The sequence below is a fragment of the Wolbachia endosymbiont of Tuta absoluta genome, from assembly GCF_059414725.1.
In genome coordinates, this window is record NZ_JBNRJY010000535.1 from 1 (window position 1) to 10,333 (window position 10,333).

General features: G+C 33.9%; 9 protein-coding genes and 1 pseudogene. 8 read left to right on the plus strand and 2 right to left on the minus strand.

Annotation, left to right across the window (positions count from 1 at the left end; translation table 11 throughout):
• From ACJ5GX_RS05910 to uvrC, 7 genes are all read left to right on the plus strand, one after another.
• Window positions 1–396: hypothetical protein (locus tag ACJ5GX_RS05910; protein ID WP_495292803.1), on the plus strand; the 396-nt coding region annotated here is incomplete at its 5' end.
• Entirely contained in the window at window positions 380–1,405 is a 1,026-nt protein-coding gene (gene nuoH / locus ACJ5GX_RS05915; protein ID WP_052264902.1) for an NADH-quinone oxidoreductase subunit NuoH, read from the plus strand. The genes ACJ5GX_RS05910 and nuoH, both read left to right, overlap by 17 nt.
• Window positions 1,398–2,396: a porphobilinogen synthase gene (gene hemB / locus ACJ5GX_RS05920; protein WP_052264901.1), complete on the plus strand. Its 999-nt coding sequence runs from the start codon at window positions 1,398–1,400 to the stop codon at window positions 2,394–2,396. The genes nuoH and hemB overlap by 8 nt, the downstream gene beginning before the upstream one ends.
• A gap of 600 nt (window positions 2,397–2,996) precedes the next feature.
• The gene (locus tag ACJ5GX_RS05925; protein WP_010404500.1) at window positions 2,997–3,755 is read left to right on the plus strand and encodes a hypothetical protein; all 759 of its coding nucleotides are present in this window, start codon (window positions 2,997–2,999) and stop codon (window positions 3,753–3,755) included.
• Window positions 3,756–3,799: 44 nt separating this feature from the next.
• Window positions 3,800–4,639, plus strand: a complete 840-nt coding sequence (locus tag ACJ5GX_RS05930) for a glycine--tRNA ligase subunit alpha (protein WP_007302494.1) — start codon at window positions 3,800–3,802, stop codon at window positions 4,637–4,639.
• A 3-nt stretch (window positions 4,640–4,642) separates the two neighbouring features.
• Complete coding sequence (gene glyS, locus ACJ5GX_RS05935) at window positions 4,643–6,751, plus strand: glycine--tRNA ligase subunit beta (protein WP_007302493.1); 2,109 nt, start codon at window positions 4,643–4,645, stop codon at window positions 6,749–6,751.
• Window positions 6,735–8,552, plus strand: a complete 1,818-nt coding sequence (gene uvrC, locus ACJ5GX_RS05940; protein WP_012481994.1) for an excinuclease ABC subunit UvrC — start codon at window positions 6,735–6,737, stop codon at window positions 8,550–8,552. The genes glyS and uvrC overlap by 17 nt, the downstream gene beginning before the upstream one ends.
• Before the next feature lie 11 nt (window positions 8,553–8,563).
• Here uvrC and ACJ5GX_RS05945 read toward each other — a convergent pair whose 3' ends face one another.
• The gene (locus ACJ5GX_RS05945) at window positions 8,564–9,055 is read right to left on the minus strand and encodes a Smr/MutS family protein (RefSeq protein WP_495292804.1); all 492 of its coding nucleotides are present in this window, start codon (window positions 9,053–9,055) and stop codon (window positions 8,564–8,566) included.
• A gap of 92 nt (window positions 9,056–9,147) precedes the next feature.
• Here ACJ5GX_RS05945 and rlmB point away from each other — a divergent pair, with 92 nt between their 5' ends.
• Window positions 9,148–9,915, plus strand: a complete 768-nt coding sequence (gene rlmB / locus ACJ5GX_RS05950; protein ID WP_052264988.1) for a 23S rRNA (guanosine(2251)-2'-O)-methyltransferase RlmB — start codon at window positions 9,148–9,150, stop codon at window positions 9,913–9,915.
• Window positions 9,916–10,005: 90 nt separating this feature from the next.
• Here the strand turns inward: rlmB and ACJ5GX_RS05955 are convergent.
• Window positions 10,006–10,333: pseudogene (locus ACJ5GX_RS05955) on the minus strand (hypothetical protein); the annotation flags it as partial.

A 10,333-nucleotide genomic window follows, 5' to 3' on the forward strand; every position in this document is an offset into this window, starting at 1 on the left:
CTGGTATATTTTCAACGAAAATTAAACTCTATATTTTTGTGTAAAGAACAAAATACATTAGAAAAACAGTTCGTTTATAAGCTAGTTGATTTTATCAATGATATTATTGCACTATTTACGGAAGGATATGTATGGATGGCACTAACATTTATTATAGTTACCGAGGGACGAGGGAATTATTTGCCTCTCACAATGATCTTAATTATGATGTCACTAGTGTCATTCATATGCATATCATTTTACTATTCTATTAAGCTAAATGCTGTACAGAAAAGTGTTGTCCTATTGATTTCAATAGGGACATTGTCTTGTGTGTCTAGAGCATTTGCTGTATTTTTTATTGCCACAATTATGAACTATTTTTTTGATTTAGGGTTGCATGTACTTGATATTTGATATTCTTTTTCTTCTTATTCCACTTTTGCTTTCAGTAGCATATTTAGTGTATTTTGAGCGTAAAGTTATTGGTGCAATTCAACTAAGGCATGGTCCAAGTGTAGTAGGGCCATTTGGGCTACTACAGCCATTTGCAGATGCTATCAAATTGATAATTAAAGAGCCGATAATACCATTTAGAGCAAACACCATACTGTTTATTATGGCTCCAATGCTCACCTTTATTTTAGCATTAATTTCCTGGGCAGTTATACCATTTGGAGCTGAAATAATTACAGAAAATGGACAGCAGGTAATAATCCCTAAGGTAATAGCAAATATTAATGTTGGAGTGCTTTATGTGCTAGCTATATCCTCTTTGGGAATATATGGCATTATTATTGCAGGCTGGTCTAGTAATTCTAATTATGCATTTCTTGGCGCTATAAGGTCAGCTGCTCAAATGATTTCATATGAAGTTTCAATAGGTCTAATAGTTGCTACAGTTGTTATTACAACTGGTACGTTGAATCTTGCAGAGATGGTGGTAGCGAAACATAATATGCCATTTTGGATTGATTTGCTGATGATGCCTATAGGAATAATATTTTTTATTTCTTTGCTTGCAGAAACTAACCGTCACCCATTTGACTTACCAGAAGCTGAAGCAGAGCTTGTCTCTGGGTATAACGTCGAATATTCATCAATGCCTTTTGCTCTCTTTTTTCTAGGAGAGTATGCAAATATGATTTTAGCAAGCGCTATGATGACAATATTCTTTCTAGGAGGGTGGTATCCTCCATTAGAGCTTAGTTTGCTGTATAAAATTCCTAGTTTAATCTGGTTTGTTTTGAAGATAGTTGTACTTTTGTTTATATTTGTTTGGATTAGAGCTACAATACCTCGTTATCGTTATGATCAATTAATGCGTCTTGGTTGGAAAGTATTTTTGCCAATATCGGTACTTTGGGTAATACTCATTTCAGGAGTGTTGCTTTTTACTGGGAATTTGCCTGGATCCAATGTTTAATTTCCCAAATACAAGGTTAAGGCGTAGGCGCTCAGGCAAGTGGATTCGCAATTTAACAAGTGAAAGCACTTTATCAGTAAATGATTTGATTTTTCCCTTATTTGTTCATGACGGAGAAGAAACAATTGAGCCAATTTCTGGCTTACCTGATATCAAATGTTATTCAATAGATGGATTAATTTCTATAATTCAGAAAGCTAAGGACTCGGGGATTAATGCTGTTGCAATTTTTCCTGTAGTTGATAGTAAACTAAAATCTGAAAACGCCGAGGAAGCGTACAATCCTGACAATTTAATCTGTAAAGCAATTTGTGCTGTAAAATCAAATGTACCGGATATTGGCATTATTGCAGACATTGCACTAGATCCATACACTACTCACGGTCATGATGGCATTTTAAAAGACGGCAAGATGGATGTGGAAAATGATGAAACTGTGTCAATATTGTGTAAGCAAGCGCTTGTTTTAGCAAAAGCAGGATGCGATATAGTTGCTCCTTCTGATATGATGGATGGCAGGATAGGAAAAATAAGAAAAACATTGGATGATAATAACTTTCAGAATGTGTCAATATTGTCCTATGCAGTAAAGTACTGTTCTAGCTTCTATGCGCCATTCAGGCAAGTTGTCGGTTCGTGCGCATCATCAAATTTCATCGACAAAAGTGGTTATCAAATGGATTATCGAAATGCACGCGAAGCAATCTGCGAAATTGAAATGGATATAAATGAAGGTGCAGATTTTATTATGATAAAGCCGGGTATGCCATACTTAGATATAATAAAAACAGCAAGTGACAAGTTCAATTTTCCGATTTTTGCTTACCAAGTAAGCGGTGAATACGCAATGATAAAAGCTGCAGCAAATAATGGCTGGTTGGATTATAACAGAGTGATTTATGAGTCCTTAATTGGTTTTAAACGTGCAGGTGCAAGTGCAATATTTACCTATGCTGCACTTGATGTTGCAAAAAATTTGGTATCTACTTAGCAGTGTGGAACATCTAAGTAGGTAGCTGGCCGAAGTGACTTGACAAACCTTCCCACTTTCCTTACCATATCAATAAGAGTATTTATCCTTGTTTTTAATCTCTGCAGATTTAACAACAAAAATTCAGTAAAAAACTCAGGTATATATTGGCAGATTACATAAAATTATAGCGGCTTTTTTTATTTTTTCTACATTCAGCCAAAACGCGCTTATTTTAAGCGTTAGCACATTATTACAATGCCAATTTAAATTATTATAGGGTCAAAACTCGTTACACGGGGATTTTTTGCCTTTTTTTTATTTGGTAAATTTTTTAATATTTATAGCTAAAATTTCAGGATATCATTCCACTGCTTGACACTGGAATCTAGAAAAAAAGAACCAGTGTCTGGGCACTGGAATGACACCACAGAGGGCTACTTGAATGACAGGAAAAGGAGCACTGGGATAGAGGCACTAATATGAAGAAAGAAGGGATAACGGTTATTGGTAAATTTAGATCGTTTTTAACTATTTGCCTTTTTTCTATGCAAGAAGTGTATTGATAAGTCCATTACAATTCAGTATTGTGAAAAATATAAGTCAAGTGTTAGTTAGGACATGGGGATTTTTTTTCAATTTTTGGGTAAGGTGCTAGGCAAGGTTTTTCCTGCCAAAATAGTAAGCTCTTTTTTAGGAGTAGGATATTTACCGGGTTGGCAGCATTATTGGTCTTCTTTTCTAATATTATTTATTACCGACATTATATTAATGCTTACATACGGAGGTGATTTTATACTATATAAAATGCCGAATTCAGGCATAGTTGTAGCTGCTATTTTTACCAAGCTAGCAATAGTTATGTTAGTGCTGCAATTAGTTGGCATATCTATTTTTCATACTCAAGATCCTTCAGCCAGCAGTGATGAGAATATAGTAATACAAATAGCATCAGGACAGGTGATGACTGTTGCGTTTTCGATGCCGGCAATAATGTCAATTTATTATATTGTAAGTAAATTCTATTTAAGTATATGCAAGGCAATACTTCAATGTCCATTTTGGTTTAATGATCTTATGCATTTGTTCTTTTTCTTTATAATACCTTATTTATTTTTTAATATTGTAGAAGTAATAAAACCATGGCCGATAAGTACGATACAGCTTAGTTATAACAATGCAATATCAATCACATTTGAAGGGATTTTTCATGTGTTTTATGCAGTGATTTTATTGTACTTGACTGCATTTATATTCTGCGATCTGACTATGCATGATGCGATTGTTTTAAACAAAAGCATATTTGAGTATGTAAAAGAAAGTTCAATAGCCTTGAGTGACTATTTTCATGGCACTATTAAAAAAATAAGTATAGAATAGTACTTATTTGCTTATGTATTCAGTTTAAAAGATATACAGTTTGCGTGAATCTACAGGATATAATAAAGGGATTACAAGATTTTTGGGCAGATGAAGGGTGTACTATACTTCATCCATATACGTCTGAAGTTGGAGCTGGAACACTACATCCCGCAACAATCATGTCAGCGATTGACGAAAAATCAACAAAAATTGTGTATCTACAACCAGTAATCAGACCTGCAGACGGACGCTATGGCGACAACCCTAATCGTTTATATCAGCATCATCAATACCAAGTTATAATAAAACCATCTGGCAGCAATTTGCAAGATATTTACTTAAATAGCTTAAAAGCTCTTGGTGTATCGACAAAAGAATATGATATTAAGTTTATTGAAGATGATTGGGAAAACCCAAGTGTTGGCGCATCCGGTCTTGGTTGGGAGGTTACATGCAACGGAATGGAAGTAACACAACTTACTTATATACAGCAAGTGGGAGGTATTGACTGCAGAATAATTCCTGGTGAAGTAGCATATGGGTTAGAGCGTTTAGCAATGTGCATACAGGGTGTAGATAATGTTTACGACATAATGTGGAACGATAATGGTGTAACTTATGGAGATATTTTTAAACAAAGAGAGCGAGAGTTTTCTTACCTGGCACTTGATTATTATGATACTAAAGTAGTACAACAGCAGTTTGAGGATACAGAAAAACTGTGTAAATTCCTTGTTGAAAAAGAATTGCCGATAGCAGCTTATGACCAATGTATTAAAACGAGCCATCTACTTAATCTACTTGATGCAAGAGGTGTGCTTGGTGTGAATGAACGTACAGCCTATATTGGTAGAGTGAGAGAGTTAACAAAAAAATGCTGTGAATTATATAGAGCAAAGTAGAATATGTTGTCACAATTATTGTTTGAATGTCTTTCAGAAGAAATTCCATCAAGAATGCAGAATTCATCTGCAGCTCAGGTTAAGAGCTATATCACTAATGCTTTTAGTAAAAATAATGTGAAATTTGCATCTATAGAAGTTTATGTGACTGCACGTCGCATTGCTCTTTTTATTGATGGCATAAGTGCTTTAGAGCTAAAAGATTCTAACAATGAAATTAAAGGACCAAGAGTTAATGCACCGAAAAGTGCTATCGAAGGTTTTTTGAGAAAAAATCGGAAAGGTGAAGAAGATTTACTCATTCGCAAAGTAAATGATGAAGATTTTTACTTCATTAAGAGAGAAAGCTGCTTATTTAACATCAACGGGTTTCTCAAAAATCAACTGGAGGAAATGCTAAAAAACTTTTCTTGGCCAAAGAGTATGAGATGGAGTGAAAGAAAAGAGAGATGGGTTAGGCCAATTAAAAATATTCTATGTATTTTAAATGACGAAATAATACCTATATCTTTTGCAGGGGTTACAGCATGCAACGTGACGTATGGTCATAGGTTTCTTTCAGGTGATGCAGTACTTACTGTTAAAACGCCCAAAGACTATTTTGAATTGTTAGAAAAAAATAATGTCATTCTCCAGTTGGACAAAAGAAAGCAATTTATACTAGATCAGATTAATAAGTTTACAAAAGAGGAGAACTTACAACTTGAAAAAAATGATTATTTACTTAATGAATTGGCAGGGCTTATAGAGTGGCCAATAGTATTATTTGGTAAAGTAAAATCATCAGAATTACCGAAGAAAGTAATACTTAGTATAATTAATACGCAGCAAAAGTATCTTGCTTTAAGTGATGGACAGAAAATATCACATTTTGTTACTGTTGTAAATGTTAACAACAATGAAGTTGTCAAAGGCCATGAAAGAATATTAGAAGCACGTCTTGCTGATGCCCAGTTTTTGATATCTCAAGACAAGAAGGAAAACCTAGATTACTATGTCAAAAAATTGAGCTCTATTTCATTTCATGCTTCGCTCGGTAGCGTAGAAGAAAAAGTGAAGCGTATTATCGCTCTTTCAAAGTATATAGCGATATTTATTCCACATGCTTCATTAATTAAAGTTGAACGTGCTGCATATTTAGCAAAGGCAGATCTTGCAACGTTGATAGTGAAAGAATTTCCGGGATTGCAAGGAGTAATGAGTGGATACTACGCTTCTTATTTTCAAGAGGATAAAGAAGTAGTGGAAGCTATAACTGAGCACTATAAGCCAATTGGATCGGACCAAGAATGCCCTAGATCTCCTACTGCGATTGCTGTAGCTATTGCAGACAAAATGGATAGTTTGGTTGGCTTAATTGCAGCAGGTGAGAAAATCTCTGGTTCGTATGATCAGTTTGGTTTGCGTAGAATGACAATTGGTATAATTAGAACAATACTTGAAAATAATTTGCATATTCCAATTAGATTGCTGATAGATAAGTCAGTATCTTTATGTTCAAGGCTTCTATTGAATAAAAATATAACTCCAGTTGATAAGCCAAGTGAAAAACAAATTTTAGAACTAGTATTTAAATTCTGCTTAGAAAGGTTCAAGATTATTTTAAAAAATAGAAATATAAGGCAAGATGTTGTAGATTCAATACTATATAAAGTCGATATTAATGATCTGCTGAAAGCGGAAAAGCAAACTGTGATATTGGATCGTTATCTTAGTACAAAAGAAGGTGAACAGGTTCTAAGCACTTATAAAAGAGCCAGTAACATGATGAGCAAAGTGAGAAAAAGTGATGGCACTACTTATAATGCATCTTACAGTAAGAAGTTTTTGATTGAAGATGAGGAGATTGCGCTATCAAATTGTGCTATAGCTGCTTGTAAAAACATCAAACAAGCGATAGAAAATAACGACTTTAATACAGCGCTTGATGAACTTGCTCGTTTTGCTCCATTTATCAATCAATTTATGGACAGTGTAAAGATTAACTGTGATTCTAATGAGCTTAGAATAAACAGGTTATCTTTGCTTGCAAATGTTGTTTCTACCTTTCATTTAGTAGCAGAGTTTAACCTTATACAGGTTAAACAATTGATAAATGCTCAGGCAATATAAGGAACAAATCAAATCATCTCCACAATCCTGTGGCGTTTATAAGATGATTGGAGATAAGAGTAAGGTTTTATACATTGGTAAAGCAAAAAACTTGAAGTCGAGATTATCTGACTACCTTCAATTCGAAAACCTTTCTGAACGAATCAGAGTAATGATCTCACAGGTTATTAAGGTTGAAATATTCATCACTGAGAATGAAATCGAAGCATTGCTTCTTGAAGCACAGTTAATAAAATCGTTAAAACCATCTTATAATATTTTGCTTAGGGATGGAAAATCTTATCCTTATATAACAATTTCTAAGCATGATTATCCAAGAATAGCGAAATATAGAGGTAAGTTTAAGAAGAATGAGTTTCATTACTACGGCCCTTTTCCATCTGCTGCTGCTGTTAAGAACACTATATTATCATTGCAAAAAGCTTTTCTCTTAAGAGTATGTTCAGATCAATATTTCTCTTCAACAAAAAGACCATGTCTTGAGTATCAAGTTAAGCGCTGTTCAGCACCATGCGTAGATAAAATTACAAAAGATGATTACTGCAAATCAGTAAAACAAGCACAAGATACTCTGCTAGGAAGGAATAAAGAAGTGCAAAGACAGCTATTTTCTACAATGGAAAAGTGCAGTAGGGAAATGAACTACGAGCTTGCTGCTGTCTATAGAGATCGATTGAAATTTCTTCAGCAAATTCAAATGCAGCCAATGGATTTTTCTTTTGAAGAAGATGCAGATTTCTTTAGCGTTGTACGTGAGGCAGACTTAGCATGCATTGGTGTACTATCTTTCAGAGATAAAGGTAACTATGGAAGCATTCCTTACTTCATTGAGAATTGTAGTGATCATTCAAATGATGAAATTTTATCCACCTTTTTGGTCAATTTGTATAATCCAGTTAACACACCACCAGCGCAAATTTACGTTCCCGATTTTATTAAGGATAAGGAAATTATAGAACAAGCACTTTATGCTCTTACTCAAAAATCAATAAAAGTTTTGCATGCGAAAAATAGTAAAGAACGTGATTTGTTGAATTTTATTTACAATAATTCTCAGCATAGTCTAGAACAGAAGCTTACTGATTATAGAAATAACCTAGAAAAGCTCGAAGAGCTTAGGAAGATTTTCTCGTTACCAAATATTCCAAAGCGTATCGAGGTTTATGATAATAGCCATATATCTGGAAATCAACAAGTTGGTGTGATGATTGTTGCAGGGCAGGAAGGTTTTTTAAAAAGTGAATACAAAAAATTTACTATAAAAGAAGAAATTTCAGGTGATGACTATAAAATGATGAGAGAAGTGCTGACTAGACGTTTCTCTGGCAATATAAAAGATATAATCCCTGATTTTTTACTGATTGATGGCGGTCCAGGACATGTTTCCATAGTGCAGAATGTGTTGGAAATATTGAATATAAAAGTTCCTTTTGCTTGTATGGCAAAGGGTCATGATCGTAATGCAGGAAATGAAAGATTTTATGTGCCGGACAGAGAAGAATTTACTCTAGCAAGTGACAGTAAGGTCATGCTTTATTTACAATTGCTGCGTAATGAAGCTCACCGTTTTGCGATAACTTCGCATAGAAAAAAACGCGATAAACAGTTTTTTGCTTCACAATTAAGTGAAATATCCGGTGTTGGCAGTAAAAGAAAGAAGGCACTCATGTCTCATTTTGGTTCTGTAGAAAATATAAGCAAAGCTTCTCTAGCTGAAATTCAAAACGTACCTGGAATTAGTAAAGGTTTAGCAGAAATCATTCTTCAACACGTGAATTCTAAGAAAGGTACTCCTAAATAGGTACTCTAAAATTAACCTTTATTTCTTCTTAATAAGACATAAAAAGCTCCTTTGCCACCATGTTTTTTTATGGCTTGCTGATAGTATAAGATCATATTTCGAACTTTTGTGTCATTCAACCACTTATTTAAGCTATTCTTTATAGTGTCTATTTTATCTGTACTATTACCATGCCCCGTAATTACCAATAAGCACCTATTCCTTGCTTGATAATTTTTGATAATAAAATCTATCAATTTACAATAAGCATTATCTATACTATAGACATGCAAATCGAGTTTATCGCTTATAAAATATTTGCCCCTATCGATCTTTAATTTTGTATTGTAGTCAAGACAAAATGATGAATCACCATTATCAGTATTAAGAAAATTTTCTTGTAAACTAGAGGCACCTTTATCAATCATAGATTTTATATTTACTTTGTGATCAACTTTCAAAGTAACTTTTCCACATTCTATTGGCTTAACATTTTTTTGCCAATCTAACTCATCATCTGACATAAATTCATTAATTGAACTGCATAATTTTACAACAATATATAAACACAGTAAAATATTGCTTATTCTATAAAAAACTGATTTTCAATAATGAGATGAAATCATCAAAAGCTAATGAAAACTGTTGGATATATGGAAAGCACACTTGTATTTCAGCATTAAGAAACAAAAATAGGCGGTGTATAGAACTGTTAGTAACAGAAAATTTCTACAGAGAATTTGAGAAAGAAATTAAACAATGTGCAGATAGTAAGGGCATTAAACCTCGACTGGTAGAGAACAAAATGTTCAATGATGTTTTACCCAAAGGTGTCAATCATCAAGGAATTGCTTTAAAAGTTGCTCCTATTTTTCACAGCTTAAATATCGAAGAAATAGCTGAAGGTTCAGGTGACAGCTCTACTATAGTCATTTTAGATCAAATTACTGATACACACAATATAGGGTCGATTTTAAGAACCTCAGCTTGTTTCAACATTGATGCACTGGTTTTACCACATCACCATTCACCGAGCGAAAATGCATCTATCGCAAAAGCAGCAAGTGGAGCACTGGATATTGTTCCTCTAATATACGTTACAAACATAGTAAAAACGATGGAGTCTTTAAAAAAGATAGGCTACTGGTGTTATGGGTTTGATTGCAATGCAAAGGAAAATATAGATGAAATAAAGAATTTTGGGCAAAAAAGAGTAATTATTTTTGGTTCTGAAGAGAAAGGAATGCGGAGATTAGTGAAAGAAAGTTGTGATTATCTTTTAAAAATTCCAATGTCAAACGTAATTGATAGTCTAAATGTTTCAAACGCAGCAGCAATAGGACTATATTCCATTTACATTAAAACAAGAATCACTGCAAATTAGTTGCAATAAAACAAGGATGTCATTCCAGCATGTGATACTGGAATGACAACAGTGAATGACATCTTGCGATGTCATTCACTAGCACTTACATTACCAATCCCAAGAAAGAGGTGAACTTGAATCTGTTGGAATCTCGAAGGATGGCTGTGACACTATCTCTTTTATCTCATTTTTAAGCCATTCGCTACCATCTTCTCCAGCTTCTTTAATAGCTTTCTTGAAACTGCTCTCTAGTACAGCTTTAGCAGCTTCAGTGACGTTACCATTACCATTTATAGCATTTCCTATTGTAGTTAACTTAATTAACTCAGCGTTTAAGTCAGCAGGCATCTTATCAGTCTTAGCCTTTATAGCAGTGACATCAGCTCCTAAGGTATCTGTAATCTTATCAGTCTTAGTTTGTATTGCAGTAACCTTA